Source organism: Lentzea cavernae (genome assembly GCF_014653695.1).
Lineage (GTDB): Bacteria > Actinomycetota > Actinomycetes > Mycobacteriales > Pseudonocardiaceae > Lentzea > Lentzea cavernae.
The window spans coordinates 111,632-132,501 of sequence record NZ_BNAR01000016.1 but is presented as its reverse complement, the minus strand read 5'-3'; the positions used below and the strand labels follow the sequence as shown (position 1 = coordinate 132,501).

General features: G+C 71.3%; 10 protein-coding genes. All 10 read right to left on the bottom strand.

Annotated features, from left to right (window positions below; translation table 11 throughout):
- Positions 1-82: 82 nt before the first annotated feature.
- Positions 83-598 (bottom strand): type VII secretion system-associated protein, encoded by a 516-nt coding sequence (locus IE307_RS37040; RefSeq protein WP_191304117.1) that lies wholly within the window; start codon positions 596-598, stop codon positions 83-85.
- Positions 595-1,281, bottom strand: a complete 687-nt coding sequence (locus IE307_RS37035; RefSeq protein ID WP_191304116.1) for a hypothetical protein — start codon at positions 1,279-1,281, stop codon at positions 595-597. Before IE307_RS37035 ends, IE307_RS37040 begins: the two co-directional genes overlap by 4 nt.
- On the bottom strand, positions 1,278-13,934 hold the full coding sequence (locus IE307_RS37030) for a WXG100-like domain-containing protein (RefSeq protein ID WP_191304115.1): 12,657 nt from the start codon (positions 13,932-13,934) through the stop codon (positions 1,278-1,280). The genes IE307_RS37035 and IE307_RS37030 overlap by 4 nt, the downstream gene beginning before the upstream one ends.
- A gap of 30 nt (positions 13,935-13,964) precedes the next feature.
- On the bottom strand, positions 13,965-14,303 hold the full coding sequence (locus tag IE307_RS37025; protein WP_191304114.1) for a WXG100 family type VII secretion target: 339 nt from the start codon (positions 14,301-14,303) through the stop codon (positions 13,965-13,967).
- Positions 14,304-14,305: 2 nt separating this feature from the next.
- Positions 14,306-14,737, bottom strand: coding sequence for a YbaB/EbfC family nucleoid-associated protein (locus tag IE307_RS37020; protein ID WP_191304113.1), 432 nt, complete (start codon positions 14,735-14,737; stop codon positions 14,306-14,308).
- Between the two features lies 1 nt (position 14,738).
- Positions 14,739-16,058 carry a WXG100 family type VII secretion target gene (locus IE307_RS37015; protein WP_191304112.1) on the bottom strand — a complete coding sequence of 440 codons (1,320 nt, stop codon included), beginning with the start codon at positions 16,056-16,058 and terminating at the stop codon, positions 14,739-14,741.
- Positions 16,059-16,060: 2 nt separating this feature from the next.
- The gene (locus tag IE307_RS37010; protein WP_191304111.1) at positions 16,061-19,294 is read right to left on the bottom strand and encodes a hypothetical protein; all 3,234 of its coding nucleotides are present in this window, start codon (positions 19,292-19,294) and stop codon (positions 16,061-16,063) included.
- 70 nt (positions 19,295-19,364) lie between these two features.
- A complete protein-coding gene (locus tag IE307_RS37005) occupies positions 19,365-20,066 on the bottom strand; it encodes a hypothetical protein (RefSeq protein WP_191304110.1) in 702 nt (233 codons plus the stop codon).
- Between the two features lie 109 nt (positions 20,067-20,175).
- Positions 20,176-20,463, bottom strand: coding sequence for a WXG100 family type VII secretion target (locus tag IE307_RS37000; protein WP_229905456.1), 288 nt, complete (start codon positions 20,461-20,463; stop codon positions 20,176-20,178).
- Positions 20,464-20,501: 38 nt separating this feature from the next.
- Positions 20,502-20,825, bottom strand: coding sequence for a hypothetical protein (locus IE307_RS36995; protein WP_229905455.1), 324 nt, complete (start codon positions 20,823-20,825; stop codon positions 20,502-20,504).
- Positions 20,826-20,870: the final 45 nt, after the last annotated feature.

The following is a 20,870-nucleotide window of genomic DNA, read 5'->3' as shown; positions in this document are numbered from 1 at the left end:
CTCCCAGTGGTCACACCACAAGCTTGCGAACACCCACTTCACAAAGCCTCTATTGGACTTCGCGATGGCGTCGGCAAGGGAGTCACCGCAGTTCAGCGGCCTCTGGCCTTTCCTCGCGCAGGAAGTCACCGGTGAGCCTGATCGCCGCCGGGCCACCGGGGTTGATCAGGCAGTCGAACTCGCCCAGGAGCCCGGTCAGCCCGGCGAGGCCGGTCCGCCACCAGTCCGGGGAGGCCGTGCGGTCGCGGTGGACCTGCCCGGTGCAGACGACCACGCACGGCACGTCGTCGGGAGACCTCACCACCAACGGCCTGCCGTCCCCGTTCATCGCGACGTCGACGAGCACCTCTGCCAGCACACCCCGCGCCTGCTCGATCGGCAGCTCACCGCGCAGGACCAGGCGCAGCGCCGCGTCGACCGGGTCCGACGGCGAACTCCCGTCCGACGGGACGTAGTCGGGGTTTGCCTGGAACTTCCCGATCGCTCCCTGCCCCTCGACGGCCCACACCCCCACGACCGCCCGCAACGGCGGCGGTTCGCCCTCGTCCTCCGGCTCCCAGCCCGGATCCATCAGCAACAACCAGTTCTCTTCCGTCACGCTCTTCCTCTCAGCACTTGCAGGGCTTGGTGCACGGCGACGCGGCCGGGTGGTCCCGCCCGGCCGACGCGGTCGAGCAGGCCGCGTTCCGGGGCCAGTCCGTAGTGGTGCAGGTAGTAGCCCAGCGCGTCGGAGAAGATCCACGCCCCGTCCGTGCGCAGGGTCAGCGGAACGACCTGCCCGCGCTCGCGTTCGACCACGTCGGCGTCCGTCGCCGAGGTGGCCAGCACGATCGGCGCGGCCAGCAGGTGCGCCAGCACGGCGGGCCGCAGTTGCACCGGCACCACGGGGTGGTCCGGCGTGAAGAACGGGAACCCGTCGGCTCCGATGCCGTCACCGACTCCCGCGAACCTGAACGCGGGCACGAGTTCCGCCGACCACAGCAGGATCGCGCTCTCCAGTGCCCGCTGTGCCTGCCTGGGAACCGGTTCTCCGTCCACGAGCACCTCGACCCGGGGCGGGTCTGGACCGTGCACCGCGCGGACGAGGCGAGCGGACACCGGGGCAGGGTCCGGTGCCGTGACGACCGCGATGTACTGCGGCACCGAGCCGGGTTCGCACCAGGTCTCCCACAGCGCGACGGCACCGGGCTCCTCGAGGAGGGTGGCCACCAGTGCCGCTGCCGCGAGTTCGTCCGGTCCTCCGGCCGGCGGGTAGGAGTACCACCGGCTCGTCGCGGTCACGCCGTGCGCTCCGGGCGGGATCCGGTAGCTCCGGCCAGGTCCGCGACGGGCACGTGCCGCTGCGTGCCGTCCGGTCCGAAGCGCACCCAGCCGGCGGCGCCGTCCGGTCTCATGGTCCCGTCCGCCGCGCGGCTCCACCCCGTCGCGAGCACCTGGCCCGCCGGGGTGACCGCGGTGCTTTCCAGCGGCACGAGCACGTCGGCGCCCAGAGCGGCGGCGGTCTGGCTCGCGTCGGACTCCGGTGCGCCGGCGAGCACGACCACGTTCTCCCCGGTGCGCAGGTCCCGTGGCAGGGCGTCGAAGAAACGCGCGCCCGCAACGGGTTCGAGCACGATCGCGCCGATGCTGACGCGCTCGTCGTCCTCGAGTGACCGCACGGTGCCGTCCGGCCGCACCTCCACCCGTCCCCGGTAGGTCGAGACGGTGCCGGTGAACCCCTCCCCCCGAGCGAGGACCTCCAGTGCGGAGAGCCGTTCACGGTGCTCCGGCGCGCCGAGGCGGCAGCTCAGGAAGGTCAGGGCCGGGCTCCGCCGCCAGTCGCCGAACCTCGTTGTGTCCAAAGAGGACAGTTCACGGATCATGCCTTCCGCGTCCACCGTCCTCACACCACCGGAGTGCAGCGGCACGCGGAAACCGTCCGCGCCGTGGTGCACGGCCACGGTGAAGGCGCCCAGGTCCGCGGCCGCCCGAGCCACGTGCGCCTCGCCGCTGTTGAGGAAGGCCACGCCGACCGGACGACCGGACGCGTCCCGCAGGGCCGTCACCACCGGTGGTGCGTCCGGCGGAACGGGAAGATCGGCGCGGAGGTCCGCGAACGCGCGGGCGGTCGTCACGATGTCCGGCGCCATCACCGCCTCGTACCCCACGTCCGCGACCGGGAAGTGGGCGACGACGAAGGCGAGCGGGTGGCCGGAGTCGCTCGACAGCACAACGGGCGAGAGCACGAGTTCGACGTCCTGCGGCGTGACCGGGAGCCCGATGCGCTCCAGCCGTGCGGCCTCGGTGGCGAACGTCCGGGCGAACGCCGCGTTCACCTCTGCTGTCCGTTCGTTCGCGTGCTCCTGGTTCACGCCGTGTCCCACGATGTCGACGAACGGTCGCACCGCGTGCCTGCGCGCTCTCCAGGCCGCACCCCGTGCGATGTTCTGGACCAGTTGCCGCATCTCGTCGTCGAAGTGGCCGGGTGCGAACAGGTCGGTCCGGTACTCACCCGTGATGGCCAGTTCGCCCAGCGACACCAACGGATCATCGGCGATCGTGACGTCGGTGTAGGTGCCGCCGTCGACCCACAGGTCGCCACCGGCGTCGACGTCCACCCTGGCGTTCGCCGCGAGCAGACTGCCCAGCACCGGCTCGCCCGCACCCCACGCCCGGTGCAGGGCTTCCGCGGGAGTCGGCCCACCGCCGGCGGTTCGAGCGTTGAACGAGCAGTTGAGCACCCGAAGGTGCGTCACCGCTCCTCGGTGGTGCGTCAGGAACAACTCGCCCGCGCGCACGATCCGCGCCAGTTCGTCGCCGCCCACGTTGACGGAGTCGCCGCGCTGGTGCGGCCGATTCGTCGCCAGCACCGCCTCCATGCCGTGGGGATCGGCGTGCGCGGCCACCACCCACGTCGATGCCGGGGCCGGCAGCACGTAAGACCGTGCTTGGCCCCCGGGTTCCATCACGTAGTAGTGCTGTCGCTGGTTACCGCGCGTGGCGCTGACACTCGTGTTGACCGCGTCGAAGTCACGCGCCGGGAAGAACTGCCCGTGCACGCCGAGCGCGCGGTTCACCATTGGGTGGTGGACGAGGTCGGCCGATCCGGGACGCCGTGGCGCGGCCTGGTCGAAGCCCGGTCCGTCCAGCACGAGTCCGGCGGGAGTCACGGTCAGCTCTCCGCGAGGCGCGAACACCGTCCGCGCGAAGCCACCGGTGAAGATCCCCTCCGCGAACGCCGCCGCGTCGGGTTCGGAGCGGCCGGCGATCGGGGCGAAGAGCACCGGCTTGGCCAGTCCGCGGGCCGTCTCGCCGCGGGTGCCGATCCCGAGCATGTCGCGCAGGAGTGATCCGTCACCGAGCACCCTCGCGAGTTCGGCCGTTCCCACCTGGAGCGGGGTTCCGTCCGAGCGCAGCACGAGGTGGCCGTCCGCGTCCGGCCGGGCGAACACGACGCCGGGCCGGCCGGACCACGGAGCGGCGACGGTGAGTCCGCCGGGGGCCGCGTAGGCACCGAGCGCGGGTCCACCCGGCTGCCTGGCCCAGTTCCGCACCCCCTCCAGCAGACCGTGGTCGCCAGGTGATCGCACGAGGACCGCCGCGATCCGGCCTTCCGCGTCGTGGACGGCCTCGATCCTCAGGTCGCCGTCCCGCAGACCGGAGACCTTGTTCAGAACGCCGTCGTCGCGGCGAACCGGGGCGTGGACGTCGTTGAAGTGACCGGCGGTGCGCAGGGCCCCCGCGAGGTCGAAGCCGAACCCGCTGTGGTTGTTGCGCTGACCCGTCGGACCGCCGGTGAGCACGACGGGGCGCGTGGGGTCGGCGACGAGCGCGTCGCGGAAGTCGGGGATCTGCAGCAGCACACGACCGAACTGGGCCCCGTCCAGCTCCAGCCGTCCGCCGCCGCGGCGGTCGAACCGGGCGTGGGACACCGCTCCGTCCAACGACACGACCAGCGGATCGGTGATCTCCGCCGGGAACCGGTGCACCCGTGATCCGTCGTCGACGAAGTCGAAGACACCGCCCTGCTCGTCCCAGCGCAGGTCCGCCGGTGTGACCGTCCGCACGGTGCCGACAGCACCGCCCAGCGGGATGCTCACCGCTCCCACCTCACTGATCTTGACGGGGCCCTGGTAGTGGTAGGTCTCGGCCCAACCGGTCAGCGACTGCAGGTGCTCGGCGAACTGGCCGCTCAACACGTTGCGGCCCGGTGCGGCGGTGTCGTCCGCCACCAGAACGACCAGCGGCGCCTGCGTGTGCGCCGAGTTCAGCCGGGCGAAGCCGGGATCGCCCGCCATCCGCGCGGCCATGGCGACCGCGCTCGGAGCAGGGCCGGCGAACGTGCCGTGGCGCGCTTCGAGGAGCAGGAACCTCGGCGACTCGCGGGTGTCGTCCACCGCGTGCGCCCAGTTCGACGGCACCTCCCACCTCGCCCCCGCGGTACCGGTCACTTCGAGCACGCGGTAGCTGTGGTCGTTGCCGCCACTCCAGTGCCCGAGACCGACGGCCGCGCGCGACTCGGCGCTGAGGTAGCTCAGCAGGGTGGCCCGACCGGTCGAGTCGGTCAGCAGCTCGCCGTCCGCGGGCCTGGGTGGCATCGGCACGTGTTCTTCCGACGTGTCCGGCCTTGTCAGGCTTTCCAGAGGTGGTGCGTCGACCGGGTTCCACGACTCCACCGGCCCCAGCTGGTCGACGAGCGTGCGTTCGATCAACCACGCGTGCCGCGGCTTCAACGTCGCTCCGATGTGGACGGAAGGACCCATCGGACCGCCGTCGCTCTCGACGCGGCTCAGCGTGCTGTCGCGGAGGAACACCCGCCTCGCGTCGACGTGCTCGTCCGAGAGGCCGACGAAGTGCAGCACCTCGTGGGCCAGCGAGGGACCGTCGTCAAGACGCCAGTGCAGCTGGTCGCTCGGGAGAGTGCTGTCGCGCGGCCGTGTGCGGATGTCGGCGTGCGCGGACTCGTCCGGTCGCACGAACTCGACCCGCACGTGCAGCTGGTCGCCGCCGGGCAGGCGGTGGCCGGCGTTCACCACCGAGTCCACTCCACTGTGGACTGCCGCTTCGAGCTCCGGGGTCGCCCCGTGCAGCCTCAGCCGCACCGTGAATTCACGGACGAAACGCGAACCGACCTGCATGCGACGAACGTCGTAGCGCACGAGGTGCCGCTGGCCGGCCAGCTCGTCCGCCGTGGGGCTGCCGCTGATGAACGGGTCGAACCGCTCGGTGTCCACGGTGCGCACGTCGACGCTCGCGCGGAGGTGCTCCCACTGCACCGGACGCAGTGGCGTCCCGGATGGGTCGAACCACGAAGCCGCGACAGGTCTCGCCACGTCCACTTCGGACGGACGCGGCGGCATGGGAACCGAATCCCGTTCTCCCGGAAGGATCTCGGCGGTCAGCCGGACCGGTGCGGGCAGCCCGAAGGCTTCTTCGGCGTCGGCAGGGCGTTCCAGCGCGTACGGCGGCCCGTCGGCCTCCTGTCCGTCCGGCCGGGTCATCAGCCAGTCGGACGGCTGCGACGCGCTCTCCCGCACGACCGGTCCCGCGTCGCCGAAGCCCAGGTGGAGGTCAGCGGCAGGCCTCGCCACCGGCACACCGAGCTCGGCGCTCACCTCGGCGGCCAGCTCGGCGAGCCCGGGCCGGTCCGAGACGAACAGCCGGACACCACGCCACTCGCCTGCCGTCGCCTGAACGGCGTCGACCACGTCCTGCGCCGACAACTCGGCACCAGGTCCCGGCACGACGGCGAAGACGCCCTTCTCCGCCGGGAGCATCTCGGCGACCGCGAGTGCGTTGTCCTGGCCGAAGAACGCGCCGGCGCGGATGGGCGTGTGCGCGCGTTCGAACGGGGACGGGCGGACTTCGCCGTCCGGGTGGTGCCGGACCCAGCCTTCGCTCGCAACCCTGTCCGCCGCGCTCGCGGGGAGGTCGACCCACACGCCGAGCGACCTCGCCGCCTCCAGGGCCGCGTCACCCATCGACTCCAGGTCCGGTCCGGCCACGCGGATGCCGTCGCGGCCGTTCCACCCGCCGACCAGCGCGGAGTCGGTGATCACGGCCGCGGTCGCGGTGCCCGCGTCCGAGCCCAGGAGGACGGCGAACGCCCCGTCCCCGGCCTTGGGGAACGTCTCGGCCTTCGCCCGTTCGCCCGCGTTCCCGCCGAGGACGACGCCGGCGTTAACGGCGATGCCGGACCGGCGGTGGGTGTCCGCCGTGAAGAGCTGTGCCGGTGCGCGGTACTCGCGGAGCGAGACCTCGACGGCGAACCCGTCGAGGTCCGCTGCTCGCGCCGCGCGTTCGGCGGGGTCGCTCACGACGATCTTGCGGCGCGGGCCGTCGAGCAGGGCCCGGACGTGCACCGGACGCCCGTCCGCGGTGTGCAGCACCTGGCCGGACCCCTCGGCGAGCGCGTTCCAGAACGCGATGCGCTCGGTCGCCGTGCCCAGCCTGCCGTTCACCGCGATCCCGCCGCCCGGCCGTTCCGTTCCGGTGTTCAGTTCCTGGGCGAGCTGCGATCGCACCACCGCCTGGTAGCGATCCGGGGCCAGGTCCTGCACGGTCCTCGACCAGCGGTCGGTGAGCTCACGCCACGCCGCCGCGTCTGGTTGGCCAGCGGTCACAAGGGCGAACGCGCGCTCGTTCAGCGCGGCGAAGTCCTCCCGTGAACGGACCGCAGCACGGCCGATCTGCAGGAGCGCGGCGATCGTCGGCACCCGTGAACGCAGGGCGGTGTTGACCACTGCGATCTCCGCCGTGGTGTCGCGGTGCTGCGTCTCGTGCCCCGCCGCGGCGAACAACGCCTCCCCCAGCACCGGCGGTGCCGCGAGCAACGCCGTGAAGAGCGGGTCCTTCGCCAGGGTCGTCCTTGCCCGCGCGCTGAGGTTCAGGGTCGCGAGCGTCGCCAGCCTGACGACGAGCGGTGCCGCCGGATCGTGGTCCAGGCCTCGCAACAGCGGTCCGTCGAACGGGTTCTCCCCCCGGTGCAGCCGGTCGCGGACGTCGTCGAGCAACTGGGTCAACCGCAGAGGCGACACAGGACGGAACACGCGGGGTGCCGCGCCGCCGCGAAGCTCGTACGACAGCGGTGCGAGCGAAGTGACGAGCACGGCGTCGTTGACCAGGCTGCGCACTCGCGTGCGCACGGATGCGTCCTTCAGCACCGCCAACGCGCCGTCGATGTCCGCCAGCCTGGCACCCGTGCCGGACGGCAGGTCCCGTTGCTCCAGGGCGCCGGACCCGAGGGTGGTGAGCTCGTCCACCCACGCGCGTTGTGCCTGCGGGGACAGGACGATCTCCCCCGCTCCCCTGGAGACGTCCCGGTACGCGGTGGTGAGGCCGGTGCTCGGCGCGGGCCTCAGGACCGCGGACCGCATCCGCGGCGACACCGGGATTCCCGGAGAGGACGCGGGGGTGCTGGGCACCACCGGCTTCAGACCCAGTGCCTCCAGACCGGCTTCGTCGGCCCGCAACCAGACCTCGCCGTCCGGGCCCGTGGACACGGCGGGACGCGCCGGGCCACCGGGCGGGGTCACGGTGATCGTCGAGCTCAGCTCGGCCCGCACGAGGTAGACCTTGGAGGGCTTCGCCGCGGACGTGGACGAGCCGACCTCGTTCTCGTCGAACACGTTGAGGTTGAACAGGTTCGCGGAGAGCCCCGGCACCAGCGACTCCGCGAGACCTCCCGCGATCGCGGCCTCGGCACCGGCTTCCCCGGTGACCTCGGTGACCGCGTGCCCGGTGCGCGACGCCGAGTTGGTGAGCGTGGCACCGGGCAGTTCGGTGACGACCTCCCGGCGGCCGAGGTCCATCCGGATCGTCACCGAGTCCACCTGCCGGCTGCCGACGGTGACGACGTGTCCGTTGCCCGACAACGCTTCCGCGAAGTAGTTGCTCAGCTGGCCCGCGCGGGTGCCGACGAGCAGCGAGGCGCCGCGCCGGGCGCTGAGCCCGTCGGCCAGCCGCACCAGTTCGGCGTGCAGTTTCGGTGCGGGGAAGGGCCATGCACGCAGCGTCGACTCGAGCGGGATTCCCCTTGCCGGGAGGGTTTCCCGCAATGATCCGTCCACAGTGGCCAGAGGCGCCGCCGCGGCAGGGACGGCGACCGTGGTCCGGATCGCCGCGGGAATCGTGAACGGGTTCGGCGTGTGCGTGTCCTGCACCGGTGTGTGGCGCAGACCGGGCAGGTGGCGGCGGTACTGGCCGGAGTGGGCCCACGGGCGCAGGCGCACCTGGACCTCGATGCCGAACTCGTGGCGCACGCCCCGGCCCGCCCACGTGTAGGTCACGACCTGCTCGTGCACCTTCCGCGTCTGCGCTTCGCTGGTCCGCCGGCCCTCCACGGCCGCGTTCGGGTCGAGCAGCCCGGAGAGCTGCGAGCCCACCCAGCCCTCCGGCGCCCCGACATCGGGCACGGCGGACCCCTTGACGCCCCAGTTGAAGCTCGACCTCTTGCCCGCGACGTGATGGCGGGTCGTGGTGACCTTCGACTGGTGGCGGAAGTGGTCGTCCGCGCCGAGCACCCGTCCGTCGACGCGTCTCGCGCTGACGACCACCAGCTGTTCGAGCTTGCCGGACTCGCCCAGCCGCTCGCCCAGCAGTTCGGTGCCGCCGTGGAGCATGTCGGTGAGCATCGTGCCGAAACCGCCGAGGACGAGACGGGTTCCGAAGCTCTGCACCAGCGCGTCGTGCAGCTGGGAGTACTGGGCCGCGACCTCCCTGTCGGTGATCTCGTTCTCCCACTTGCGCAGTTCCTCGCGGAGCCGGTTCTTCAGCTCGGTGACGACTTCCGGCCGTGCGGGTTCGACGGGGCCGTGTCCCTTCACGACCGGACTCGACGTGGGTGCCGGGGTCTGCACGGCGTGGTAGGCGGCGCGGTCGTCGGGGTGGACGTTGCGGTCGAGGTCGTGGCTCGTGAGCTCGCCGATGCGCGGCAGGTCGCTCGCCGTCACCCACACCTTCACCGCGCGCGGCACGAACTTGTCGCGCTCCTGCCTGCTCACGTGCCCTTCGTGGCGACCTCCGAACGGCCCGGTGCGGCTCCGGCCGACCGACGTGGCGAGGTGGTGGTGCGCGTCGAACTCGACGAGGTAGCCGCGTTCGACCCGGCTGTGGCTCGTCTCGAGGTCGACGGTGTCGGTGGTGCTCGACATCGGTCCCCTGGAGTAGTCGGCCGACAGCCCGCCGCCACCGGTGAACCGCTCCCCCGCCTTCACGGACGCCTCGAAGGACGCGGCGACGGCGTTCTGCGCGCTCTCACCGGACATCAGCACGGTCTTGCGGTGCTGCGTGCGGCCGAACGTCTGCGCGTCGTTGCGGTCGATGATCCGCGGGTTGCCGTAGGTGGTGGTGAGCCGGACGTCGCCGGTGAGGTCACGACTGCCCGTGCCGAGAGGGCCACCGTCGTTGTAGCTGCGCAGCGGCAGTTCGTCGGCGGGGCCGGCGGCGACGGCGAGCCTGCCCTGCCGGCTGCTCCAGCTGCCCCACGTCTCGAGCGCGGCCCGTGAGGCGGCCGTGGCCTCGTCCTCCGCGCGGCCACCGAGGTTCGCCGGTTCGTCGCCGAACACCAGGCGCTGGACCAGTGCCTTGGCCTCCTTGCCGAGTCCCTTCTCCGCGGTGAGGACGAGCATCTCGGTGGCGGTGGAGACCAGGTGGCGGACCGGCGAGACCGAGTCCACGACGTGTTCGGCGGGCAGGGTTCCCGGCCGCATCGGCGGCAGGGGCGCCCCTCGCGTCCAGCCCGTCTCCGGGAGGACGTCCTCCGGCACGACGTCCACGCCCTTGCCCGGCCGGGCCGGAACGGCGATCTCGAGGCGCCCGGAGACAGGCCCGTCGTCCCACTTCATCGGGGCGTCGAGGTCGTGCCACCCGGCGCCGGTGCGGACCTCGATCTCCACCGGGAACTGGTAGAGGTAGCTCGGTCCGCCGCGGCCGCTCCACGTCTGCTCCGTCTCCACGGACTGCGACACGGACCCCCGGCGTTCCTTCGTGCGCGATGGCCCGATCTCGCCGGAGAGCGAGGCGGTACCGGCACCGCCCTCGACCGAGACGTGGAAACCCTTGCTGCGCCGGCGAAGGCTCTCGAAGCTGTGGAAGTCCCTGGCGGAGATCCGGCCGGCGAGCTCCTTCCAGGCCGCGGCCTTCACGTACCGGCCCTTCGAGGCCTCGACGTTCCCGCGCAGGAACAGGTCCCCGGCGGCGCCGGGGAGGGGCAGGCGCAGGCCGTCACCGCCGTCGAGCAGGGACTGGGCGTCCGCGGTGAGCAGCTGACGCAGGTCCTCGGTGACCTTGGCTGCGTGCGAGCCCGGGATCAGCCCGGTGGCGGCCAGCCGGTGCACCACGCGGCCCGTGACGTCCTCCAGGGTCTCCCGCGTCAGCGTCCAGCGCGCGCTCACGTGACCCGGGACCTCTTCGAGGCGCAGGCCCGACGGACCGCGCAGCGAGGCGACGCTGCCTCCCGTGCCCGCGTCGTCGGTGTCGGAGCTCATCTCGCCCTTGCGGGCGACCGAGAGCCGCGCGGCGCCGGGCACGGTGATCGGTGCCGGCAACGCCGCGTGCCCTCGGGAGAAGCCGGGCGAGCCGGAGCTCCTGGGCGTGCTGGGCCTGCGGGCGTCGGACATCGACACGAGGTAGTGCAGCTCGATGTCGTGGCTGTCGAGATCACCGGTCGTCTGCTCGTCGAGGTCCCGCTGCAGTTCCGTGGTGTGCACCCCGGTGTCCTCGGCGGACCTCCGGTAGCTGACGCCACCGCTGAGCGTCACGCCGATCGCCTCGGCCAGGCTCTCCCCCACGCCGACGGCGATCTCACCGCCCCACTCCCTCGTCCCGCCTTCGGACAGGCGGTGCTCGGCGCTCGTCGAGTGGCGGTGGCTGATGCTGCGACGGCCGCTCTCCACGTGCTCGGAAGGCCGTCGCGGGCGATGGGGCAGGTGAGCCCGGCCGAGCACGATCTCGACGGGGTGCCGCCGGTGGTCGAACGTGAAGGTCCTGCGGACGAGCCCGCCCGTGACGATGTCGCGCCCGTGCTCGGGGCCGAGCGAGTCGAGCCACGACCGCAACCGCGCGGTCTCCGGATCGGCGAGGTCGAGGCGCAGTCCGTCCTTGACGCGGTCGAAGACGTCGCCGATCCCCGCCAGCACGACCTGTTTGATCGCCCTGCGCTCGCGTTCGAACCTCGCGTACGCCTGCTGCCGGTCGGCCGGGGACGAGCCCGGCTCGATCTCCGCGTAGCTGCTCGACACCGACCGCGGGCTCTGCAGCGCGGGGTCGATCCGCTTGGGCCACGCGAGGGTCATCGTCACCGGCACGTCACGGATCTCCGGCGCCGTGTGCCGACCCCGGCGCGAAAGCCTGCGCCCACGTGGTTCCACCGTGATCCGGTGGACGACCTCGTGCACGGACTCGACCGTCTCGGTCTCCCGATGCGCGTCGATCCGCAGCCCTTCCGCCTTCCGCACCGCGGCGCCGCTGCTCGACTTCGCGCCGATCCCGGCGACCCGCCCGGACACCGTGACCGGTCCGGCCGGGACGTCGAGCATCTTCGACGGGTCGACCGGCGTCCGCTCGACCTCCTTCGCCGACCGCGTGGCCGACTCCGCCGTGTGCGTCGAGCCGAAGTCGGCGCTCCCGGCCCTGGTGTCCCTCGCCGGTCCGATCGCGACCACCTGCACCCGCACGTCGAACGCGTCGTCGTAGATCCTGCGAACACCGTTGAGGGTGTCGGCCAGGACCAGCAGCACCCGGTCCGCGTACTGCTCGGACACCCACTTCCCGTCCTTGCCCGAGGCCGTGAACATCTGCCCCAGAGCCGCGCGGACCGGCCCGAACTCCGGCTTGCCGAACACCAGCGGCAGGTCGATCTTCGCCCTCACGGCCAACTGGACGGCTGCCGGATCGGGCGCGGTGCGCGGCACCTGCGTCGCCGGTGCGTTGACAGGGCCGTGGAGCTCGTGCTCCGGCGGGCTCGGGTAGGTGACGACGTCCGGGGCGGGGTGACCGGTGTGGGTGGCCGAGGTGGCGCCGTCGAGGGCCTCGAGGTTGTGGGCACCGAGTTCCAGCCCCGCCGCGGCCCCCATGATCCCGGGTTCGTCGGCCCTGCCCAGGAGCGCGGGCCTTTGCGAATCGGCATGGGTGTCGGCGAGGCCGAAGAAGTGGAAGACCTCGTGCACGGCGTGCTCGGGTCTGTCGACGTGCCAGGTGAGCTGGTCGGTGCGCGCGTCGCCGTTGCTGCTCAACGTGATCGGCACGGCGTCGTGCGGGTTGGAACTCCAGTGCTCACCGTTGTCCGGCGTGTGGGAGACGCTGAAATGGGCCTGGTCGCCGTTGGAGTACCGATGACGGTGGTTGAAGTGGGTGTCGAGCAAGCCCTGGACCCGCGCGGCATAAGCAGCCGCCGCAGTCGGGTCCTTCGCGCGGAGCGAGATGGGAGCGGTCGCCTCCCTGATGGTGTGCACCGTGCCGTCCTCACCGGTGAAGGTGGCACGGCGGAGGTCGAACCGGATCTGCGTGATGCGGCCTTCGATCTGACCGTGCTCGATCTTGGGGTCGCGGACGGCCTCGAAGCGTTCGGCGGCGTGCCGTGTGGGTGTGACGGCGTCCCTGACGTCCGCCCACTCCCGTCCCGACGCGAATCCGGTGGCAGTCGATGCCGGTGCACTGGTCACGTCCGGCGCGGCGGGGAGGGCGGTCGGCACTGCGTGCGACTCGGAGGCGTTGTCCTGCTTGGACTTGTCCGCGTCGTCCGCGTCCTTGGCCGAAACGTCTGTCGCGCTCAAGCTGGTGGCGTCACCGGCCGCAGCAGGTTCAGCACGGTCTGTCTGAAGCTCGCCGTCTCCCACAGGCTCCCCTGCATCGGACGGCCGGGCCGGGTCCGCGACCGAGTGAGCAGACAACACCTCGTCCGCGTCCTTTTCGGACTTGCTTTCGCTCTCAGCGACCTCTCCCCCGTCCGGGAGGAGGTCGCGGTAGGCGGGCAGACCGTCGAAGGCGGTGATCGATGGGATCTTGAAGTCTGGGACCTTCAGGTCAGCAACGCCACCGCCACCGGCCCGCACACCGTCAGCACGAGACGCGGCGCCGATGATGCCGTCCCAGACGTTGCCGCGCATCCCGGTGGCAACGTTGATCAACGGGTTGCTCAACCCCGCTGAAGCCACCTGCGCCGACGCGTAACCGAAGTGCCCCAACGCCCGCACCGAACCGGACACCCTGCCACGCACCTCCGCGGACAGCCCGGACACGACACCGCGCGACAACCCGTGCGCCACACCACCCACAGCGCCGCCGATGACGCCGCCGATCACGGAGCCCTTCAACGACTCCCAGTCGAAGCCGTGCCGCCGGCCCGCGGCGATCTGCCCGAGCTGGATCCCGCCGTCCAGCCCGCCCATGAACGCACCACCGAACGCACCCCACTTGGCCGCGTCCACACCCAGCTTCGCCGTCGCCACACCGACCCCGCGCACCGACAACGACGCGATCTTCGCCGCCAGTTCGCGCAGCACCAGCCGCAGGCCGACCTGCGCGGCCGCCTCCACCGCCGGGATCATGAACGAGAAGATCAGCGAGTACAGCAACGAGATCACCGTCGCCAACGCCAACGCCGCCATCGCGATCAGCATGATCTTGGCCTTCTGGACGTCCGCCGCCGCCGTCTCCGCCGCGTGCGACAACTCCCGCATGGCGGAGACCAGGTCGCCCACCCCGGCGACGACGTCGCCACGCAGATACCCGGCGACCTGATCGCCCAGCGCGCCGTGCAACGCCTCGGCCAGCACGGTGGCGTCCACGCCCACCGACTCGGCGAACTCCTCTGCCGCCGACGCGGCCGACGACCACGCCCCGCGCAGCTCGCGCAGACCGCCCTCGTCCGCCTCAGGCCATTCCATGCCCAGCACGACCTGGAAGAACTTCTGCAACGCAGGAGGCAGATGGGTGGTACCGTCCGCGCCGCTCACTTGGTCAGAACCCTTTCACACTGCTGGTGTTCACTCGGACTGCGCGAAGGACTCGCTCATCGACTGGTCGAGCTTGCGGGCCGAGTCGCGGTCCAGGTCCTGGAACGCGGTGCCCGCCTGCTGGAGCAGGTCGGCCATCTGCAGTGCACCGTCACGGGCTCCCGCAGCGCCGTCCTGGAGGTCCTTGGCCTTCTGGACGTAGTTCTTCGCGAACGCATCGCCGATCTGGTCGTTGCCCCAGCAGCCGTCGTTCTCCGCCACCTTGCGGGTGAGCTCGTCGAGCGCTCTCGACAGGGCATCGCCGGCGCTGCGGAGTTTCGACGTGGCCGAGGAGAGGCCTTCCGGGTCGAGGTAGAAGTTCTCCGCCATGGTCAGCCTTCCGCCCTGCGCGTGCCGAAACCGCCGAGCAGCGGGCCGATGAGCGCTTCGAGAACGTCCTGCGGGTCCGTCTTGCCGCCCGCGAGGCCGGCCAGGTCGACGCCTCCGGGACTGGTGGACCCCATGATCTCGGTCATCTTCTCGATGCTCTGGGCGCGGCCGCGCTGCAGCGTCTCCTTGAGGACCTCGGCCAGCTGAGTCGGTGCCAGCAGCCGGTACTTGGCTTCGTTGAACGAGATCCCGGTCAGCTCACCGCGGCCGTCGAAGGTCATCTCCAGCGAGTTGTCCTTCGCCCTGACCTTCGTCTCGCCGTCCTTCCACATCTCGCTGAGGCGGCTCAGCTTGCGGCGCTCGGCGTCCAGTGAAGCCAGCGCCTCCTCGATGCCCGAGTCGTGGTTGAAGGACTCGTTGTATCCGAGCGTCATGTCAGTTCCCTCGTCCGTGTTCTTGGCGCCTGCCGAGTACGGCCGCCCCGGCGCCGGCGGGTGACCAGAGGTCGCGGTCCGCGCTGATCGGCAGCTCGGGATCGCGGTCGGTCGCCTCGTCGACCTGTCCTGTCGTGCCCCGCCCGAACGCACCCGCTCCCTGACCCGCATGCCCTGGCAGGAAAGGAGGTGGTGTGCTTTCGGAGGTGACCGCCTGTGCGGTCCGTTCGACGGGGACCGGCACCACCGGGCTCTCAGTCGCGAACGAGGCCGCGCCGCCGGCGGAACGCGGTGGCGCGGCAGGTGCCGACGCCGTCGCGGATGCTGTGGCGGGCACCTGTGCGACCGAAGTCGGCGTGTCACGCGAAACGGTGACAGGCCGCGCTTCGGACTCGGCGGTGTTCTTCGCCGCGTCCCGCTGGTCACGGCCTCGCGCCGAGACGGTTCGGCCGAGGGCGGGTATGCCGCGACCGAGCACTCCCCCGGCTCGCGGTGCGTCGACCGCCGGTGGACTCACCGCCGCCCGCTTTCCGAGCACCGGCGAGATTCCCGCCTCCTTCGGCATCGCGGCGGCGAAGATGCCTCCGATCACAGGAGCCGCGTGTCCCGCGCACGAGGCCTCCCCCGCAACACCTTGCTTGCCACGAACTTCCGGTGCGGCCCCGGCACGACCGCCGGACCAATGCCCTGCGGCGGCGAAAGCGGTCGGGCTCGCACCGGCCAACGGCATCGCGCTCGTTCCGGCGAACGGCATCGGGCCCGCCTCGGCGAAAGGCCCTGCACCCGAACCGGAGTCGGCGTGCCGCGTTTGCTGCGCCACCCCGCCGGTTCCGCCTCCGCCGCGCGGAACGGCGCCGGAGGGCGACAACCGCGTCAGGTTCGGCTGGCCCGGCATGGAGTCGCCGCAGTGCCGGTAGGTCGTGCCGAGGTCGTGCAGGACGCGCAGCGCGGCCTGCTGGTCGTGGACGCCCTGCGCCCTGAGGTCGCGGATCCGGCGCTGTGCTTCGGAGAGCGCGTCGCCGGCGTGGCGCATCACCGTGCCGTAGCCGGGCGAGGTCATCGACTGCAACAGCCTGTCGACGGTGCCGTCGACCTCGCGGGCGGTGTCGTCGAACGAGTTCGCGACCCGCCCCTGCCACGAGTCGGAGATGGCGCGCGCCTCACGCCGTATGCCGTCCCTCACCGCTTCCAGCCGGGCGACGGCGGCGTCGAAGGCCGCCGCACGGGCGTAGAAGACGTCCGGACTCACCTCGTTGACCAGTTGAGCGAGCTGGTCGAAGTTCAGGGTCGCGAGCGCGGCGTCGTCGAGGACGTGGGTCATGGTCAGCTCCTGCCCACGACCGGGGGCGGCGGGACCTCGGCACCGTTGTCACCCCAGGCCCCTTCCTCGGCCTGCAGCCAGATCTGCGGTTCGCGTTCCTTCTCACCCGCGTTGGCTCCTCCGGCGCCCATGCCCGCACCCGCCCCCATGCCGCCCATCGGCATGCCGCCGGGCGGCATCGCCGCGCCGTCCATCCCGGCCGGCAGGGTGGTCACAGGTCCCGCCATGCGTGACGTCGCGCCCGTGTCGAACTGGCCCGCGACGGACTGCGAGGAGCCGAGGTCCGCGGTGCCGAGCGATCCCGCCGAGCCGCCGAGGTGCGGCATGCCACCACCGGCCGCGGGTGTTCCGCCGCCAGACCCGCTGCCCGGCGAGAGGAACTTGTGCATCGCGTCGGACGCACCGCCGTCGGACTTGGCGATCGCGTCGTTCACGGACGCCTTGGCAGCGGCGAGTTCCTCCTGGCGCGCGGCCGAGTCGTCCGGCGCGGCCAAGCGGTTGATCGCGTCGGCCGCCTCCCGCTGTGCCTGCGCGAGGCTCTGGTCGTGCCCCGGCGCGGACGGGTCGACCGCGTCGTCGAGCGAGTCGATCGCCTTGTGCGCGGCGGTCTTCGCGTCGTCCAGGCCGGGCTGGTCGGAGCCGAGCTGGTCGATGACCCGGTCAGCGGTGGCCTTCGCGTTCTCGAGAGCCGCGTGGTGCCGGGGGTCGACGAGCTTGTCGATCGCGTCGTCGGCCGCCTTCTTCGCCTCGTCGAAGGCGTGCTGGCGCGCCGGGTCCTGGGTGCCGGAGCGGAGGTCGTCGATCGCCTTGTCGGCGTGGTGCTTCGCCTCCTGGAGAACGCGCTGCTGCTCGGGATCGGTCTCACCACCCGACCCCGCACCGCCGCCGGAGTGCGTTCCGGCCGCGTCGCCGCCGAGACCGGCTGACGGCTTGGTCAGGTCGCCGATCGCCTTGTCCGCGGCCTGTTTCGCCTGCTCCAGCGCCTGGTCCCGAGCGGCGTCGCCGGCCCGGTCGCCGGTTGCCTGCGAGGAGTCACCCGTCGACGGCGAGGTGCCGGTGGACGGGGACGCTCCGCCCGAGGACGACCCGTCCGGCGAAGCACCGCCCGCCTGTGAGCTGCCTGTGGACGGGTTCGTCAGGTCGTCGATCGCCTTGCCGGCGGCCTGCTTCGCCTGCTCCAGCGCAGCATCGCGGGCCGCATCTCCCGGGCTGGCCGAGGAGGTCTGCGGCGCGCCACCACCGGAGGGGCCGCCAGACGACGTCTCCGGCACGCCCGAAGGGCTCGTCAGGTCGCCGATCGCCTTGCCGGCAGCCTGCTTCGCCTGCTCCAGCGCGGCATCGCGGGCCGCGTCCCCTGGGCTGGCCGACGGGACCTGCGGCGCGCCGCCACCGGAGGGGCCGCCGGATGACGTCTTCGGCACGTTCGAAGGGCTCGTCAGGTCGCCGATCGCCTTGCCGGCGGCCTGCTTCGCATCCGCCAAAGCGGCATCGCGGGCAGCATCACCGGCGCCACCTCCGGACGGGCCGCCGGACGACGTCTCGGGCAGACCCGACGGGCTCGTCAGGCCGTCAATCGCCTTGCCGGCAGCCTGCTTCGCATCCTCCAGAGCGGCATCACGAGCAGCATCGCCAGGACCGTCCGACGAAGTCTGCGGCACGCCCGGCGCACCGCCGGCGGGAGCGCCCCCGGCGGAAGGACCGCCCGACGACGTCTCGGGCAGGCCCGACGGGCTCGTCAGATCGTCGATCGCCTTGCCGGCCGCGTCCTTCGCCTGTCCCAGTGCGGCATCGCGCTTGGCCTTGTCCTCGTCCTTCTTGCGGTTCGCAGATCCCATCGATGGCATCGTCGGCATCGACGGGACCGCGCCGCCGCCGGTCGACGGGGTACCCGACCCCGTGTCCGGCGGCGCGGAACCAGCGCCGGCACCGGACCCCGTTCCAGTGCCCGCCCCCGCGTCGGCGCCGGTTCCCGTTCCGGACTCGCTGCCCGTGCCACTGGACAGGGAGTCCGGGCTCGTGAGCGAGTCCATCGCGTCTCCTGCGGCCTTCTTGGCCGCGTCCAGTGCCTGCTGGTCGCCCGCGTCGTCCTTCTGCTTCGCCGCTGTGTCACCGAGCGTGCCACCGGGCGCGTCGGTCGGCTCACCGTTCGCGGAGTCGGTGTCTGCGGCGTCCGTGCCGCCCAGGTCGGCGCCGCCCAGGTCCGGGATGGCGAGGTTCGCGTCGCTCGAGCCGGTACCGGACTCACCCGCACCAGACTCACCCGTGCCCGCATCACCTGCGGCCGTCTCGGTGCCGTCAGCGCCACCGAGCAGGTCCGCCGCGGCGTCCTTGGCGTCGGCGAGGCCCTGTGCGTCAGCCGCGTCGCCATCTTTTGTGGACTGATCGCCGGTCACGTCGTCGGCGCTCAAGGCGTCGTCGGCCGTCGTTCCGCCGTCCTTGAGGTCGTCGATCGCCTCGGTGGCCTCGTCCGCCGCCTGCTGCTCCTGCTCGGTGGGCGCGTCTCCGTCGAGCGAGTCCGCTCCCGGCTTGCCGTTCGGCGCGCTGGCCGACGCAGGCGTGCTGCCGACTACGTCGAGCGGGACCAGGTCGCCGCCGCGGGCGCTGTACTGGTTGCCCAGCGAGGTCAGGGCCTGCTGCAGGTCCTTGACCAGCATCTCGTCGACGATGCGGTTCATGGACAGCAGGTCCTGGGTCAGCTGGTTGGCCGCGATGACCACTTCACGCTCGTCGTCCGCCGCGTCGACGGCCGCGGTCGCCTTCACCTGCAGGGCCTTGGCCGCGGCGTCACGCTTGTCGTCGGACGCCTGGATGATGTCCCACCAGCCGCCGGAGAACGATTGGATCGCGTGCCCGATGTTGTGGATCGTCTGCGCGTACTGCTTGCCGGTGAGCGTCTGGTAGACCTCTTCGCTCTGGTCCAGCAGCTTCGTGGCGGTCTGGGAGAACGCCTCGCCCGCGTCGCCCTCCAGCACGTCCTTGACGGCCTTGATCTGCTTGGCGATGTTCTCGTTCACCTCGCCGAGCCTCTTCGCGGCCGCCTCGAAGTAGTTGCCGAGGTCGTACCAGGCCTCGGCGACCGTGTTCCGCGCGAGTCCGGCCTTGGACCCGTCGGAGTTGAAGACCAGTTGCGAGGCGACTCCCTGGAGCTGCTCCAGCGTCGCGTACTGGTCCGCGACCATGGGCGGCATGGAGGACGAGTAGGCGCCCACCACCTGCGCAGCGGAGAAATCGGCCATGACCCTGGACTTCCTTCAGACGAGGTGGACGACCCCGCAAGGGGCCTCGGGCGATGTCGGGCAGAGGGGACTACTTGGCGATGTAGCCGTCGGAGTCGCCCTTGGGCTCCTCCTCCGGCTCGAGGTCCGACTCGACTTCTTCGTCGGAAACGCTGTCCTCCAAAGACTCCAGGTCCTCCATGGACGAGTCGAACGACTGCGTGCCGTCGCTGGGCAGGACGTCGTCGTAACCGTCACCGTCGGAGTTGTTCTCGTCGTCGGTGTCCACACTGGATTCCGCGGATTCCGTCACGGTGTCCTCAGCGGACTCAGCGGACTCGACATCCGTGTCGTCGCTGGAGAGAACGTCGTTGTAGCCGTCGCCGTCCGAGGAACTGCCGGAGGAGCCCGCCTTCGGGCCGGGCGTGAAGTTGTGCTGGTCCTGCTCGGTGTTCTGGTCGAAGCGCGCAATGTCGCTGCGCATCTCGGACGCCATGTTACCGATGCTCGCCTTGATCTTCGCGGCGTTGTCCTCGTCCGCCTTCTCGAAGTCGTCGGCGATCTTGGTCAGAGTGGACCGCATGTCGTCGAGGGCGATCTTGAGGTGCTCGGCGTTCGCGACGACACCGTTGCGGCGGTCGTCGACGACGCGCTCGACCCGCTGCGCCAGCTCGAAACCGCCGGCGTTGGGCCAGTTCGCTTTCAGGGCCTCGAACGCGGCCATGTCGTCCATGATCGAACCGAGCTTCTTGGCCGACTCCCTGATCGCGTCGGGGTCGAAATTGGTGGCCATCGTCCAGGCTCCTGCCAGGGGAAGGGGTCGTGTCGACAAGAGGGGTGACGATGTGCGCGTGCTTCCACCGGGGAGAGAGGAACTGGGAGCACGCGCACACCGTCGCGGGTCACCCGATCGCGGCAGCGCCGCGGCTGTCGCGAGCCTGCATGTCGCTCGCGGACGTGTGCAGGGCGGTCTTGAGGTTGTCCAGGTTGTTGCGGCTGTCCACCAGGTAGCCGTTGAGCTGGTTCGCCTTGGCGTCGTAGGCGTTGGCCGTCGAGCCCTCCCAGTCCTGCATGATCCGCTTGACGTCGCTGTACAGCTCGTCGGACTGGTTCTGGATCTCCGACGCCTTGTTCTTCATCAGCGAGATGCACTCGTCGATGACGCCGTAGTCGTAAGTGATCGTGTCCACTTTGGTTCCTTTTCGAAGTAGTTCTTGAGACGGCTGGATCAGGCGCCGAGGAAATTGCCGACGGCGACCGGGACGTTGGTGATGGAGGAACGAGCCGTGTCGTCCTGGTCCTGCTGGGCGCCGACCTCGGTGCGCATGGTCTGGCCCATCTCGCGCAGCTTGGACAGAACGGCGCCGCGCACCGACTCGATCCACTGGTCGGCCGTCGAGCTCAGCGCGCGGGTGGCCGCGCTCGGGCTCGCCGCGAGGGTGGCTTCGACCTGGGCCTTCAGCTGGTCCAGCTGCTGGCTCACGTTGTCCGCGGTCGAGTCGTGGCGCTGCGCCTGAGCGATGACCTGTTCCGGGCTGACCTTGGTCGTCATGGTGATTCCTCCTGGAATTCATCCGAGCTGAAGGGCCGCATTCCT

Coding starts and splice junctions, on each gene's coding strand:
- IE307_RS37025 (WP_191304114.1), bottom strand. CDS start 14,303: ATGGCGGAGAACTTCTACCTCGACCCGGAAGGCCTCTCCTCGGCCACG.
- IE307_RS37020 (WP_191304113.1), bottom strand. CDS start 14,737: ATGACGCTCGGATACAACGAGTCCTTCAACCACGACTCGGGCATCGAG.
- IE307_RS37015 (WP_191304112.1), bottom strand. CDS start 16,058: ATGACCCACGTCCTCGACGACGCCGCGCTCGCGACCCTGAACTTCGAC.
- IE307_RS37010 (WP_191304111.1), bottom strand. CDS start 19,294: ATGGCCGATTTCTCCGCTGCGCAGGTGGTGGGCGCCTACTCGTCCTCC.
- IE307_RS37005 (WP_191304110.1), bottom strand. CDS start 20,066: ATGGCCACCAATTTCGACCCCGACGCGATCAGGGAGTCGGCCAAGAAG.
- IE307_RS36995 (WP_229905455.1), bottom strand. CDS start 20,825: ATGACGACCAAGGTCAGCCCGGAACAGGTCATCGCTCAGGCGCAGCGC.